The 899-nt window shown below is 66.5% G+C and carries 1 protein-coding gene and 1 pseudogene; both read right to left on the bottom strand.

Features of this window, described 5'->3' with window-relative positions:
- On the bottom strand, nucleotides 1-592 hold a 592-nt coding region (locus GHO41_RS29365; protein WP_153435354.1), incomplete at its 3' end, for an LLM class flavin-dependent oxidoreductase.
- Nucleotide 593: 1 nt separating this feature from the next.
- Nucleotides 594-899 (bottom strand): annotated as a pseudogene (locus tag GHO41_RS29970) (LLM class flavin-dependent oxidoreductase); the annotation flags it as partial.

Genomic DNA, 899 nt, shown 5'->3' with positions numbered 1-899 from the left:
GTTCGGCGGCCTGCGAAGCACCACCAAAATAGATCGCGGGCGCCGGGGCCTGAGGCGCGATGGGGGCGCTGCCTGCGCTGCGGTAATAGCGCCCGTGATAGGGCTGGCTGCGGCCGCTCCACACCGACTGGAACACTTCAAGAAACTCGGCGGTGCGCGCATAGCGCTCGTCATGCTCCAGAAAATCCCCCAGCGAGCGCTGCTCAAACCGGCTCGAACCGCTGACCACATGCAGGTCCAGACGCCCGTCGGTGAGCAACTGCAAGGTGGCAGCACGGTGGGCGCTGTAGGCGGGCAGTTCGAGGCCGGGGCGCACGGTCAGCAAAAAGCGCAGGCGGCGTACTTCTTGGGCCAGCACGGCGGTGATCAACCACGGGTCTTCGAAACCGCTGGCGGTTGGCACCATGATGCCGTCGAAGTCGCCAAGTTCGGCCGCCCGCACTATTTGGCGCAGGTAGTCGAGGGTGGGCGCGCGTTCGCCCTGCTGGAACAGCCCGACACTGGGCAGGCCGCTGCTGGTCAGGTGGCGGCCGTCGCCGTTGGTGGGCAGGAACCAGTCAATCTCGATGGCCCCTTTAGCGGGTGTGGGCATGTCAGGCGTTCTCCTTGCGCAGGCCCTGAGCTGCCAGCAGGGGCAGGATCTGTTCACCAAAGCGCAGCACGTCGCTGACCGACGGCTGGCTCTGAATCACGATGTGTTCGATCCCCAGCCCGTGCAGTTCTTGCAGGCGGGTGGCGAGTTGTTGCGGGGTGCCAATCAGGTAGGCCGGTTGCCCCGGCGCCGTTTGCAGCAGGTTGGGATGGACCTCGAAGTGGCGCAGCGGGTGGCCACCGCGTTGCAGGCGCAGCACGCTGTCAGCTTCGCTGGTTGGGGCCGCCGGTAGCGCTGGCAGTTGTCG

This window comes from Pseudomonas sp. FSL R10-0399 (genome assembly GCF_009600165.1).
Taxonomy (GTDB): Bacteria; Pseudomonadota; Gammaproteobacteria; order Pseudomonadales; family Pseudomonadaceae; genus Aquipseudomonas; species Aquipseudomonas helleri.
Note: the sequence above shows the minus strand (reverse complement) of the source record. Positions and strands in the feature narration are given on the sequence as shown.